Here is a 386-nt window from a genome sequence, read left to right as displayed (position 1 = left end):
CCTGCTCGATGCCGGTGGTGAACCCTTCGTGGGCCAGGCCGTAGGGGTCCTCCACGTACGGTGCGCGCCACATGGCGGTGCGGTTGTCGGGTCCGGCGAGGTAGCCGAGGCCGCCGGTGGAGGTGCCGTCGGAGAACTCCTTCGGGATGGCGCCGGGGTCGACGCCGTCCAGGGCGCTGCCGGCGGCCCGCTTCCCGGTCGCGGACGAACCGGAGCGCAGGACGGCGTTGTTGCCGCCCTGGAGGATGTCGCGGATCAGCGTCTCCCCGCCCAGTTCGGAGGCGTTGGGGGACTGGTTGGCGAGGCGGAACTTGATGCCGACCTTCCGCGCTTCCTTGGCGAGGTCCCCGACGATCTTGACGGCTTCCTCGCCGTACTCGGGGTCG

General features: G+C 71.2%; 1 pseudogene. It reads right to left on the bottom strand.

Annotated features, from left to right (window positions below):
* Nucleotides 1-386: pseudogene (locus IG90_RS40445) on the bottom strand (hypothetical protein); the annotation flags it as partial.

This window comes from Streptomyces anulatus (assembly GCF_000721175.1).
In the GTDB taxonomy this organism is placed as follows: Bacteria; Actinomycetota; Actinomycetes; order Streptomycetales; family Streptomycetaceae; genus Streptomyces; species Streptomyces anulatus_C.
This window is presented reverse-complemented; position numbering and strand designations above follow the sequence as displayed.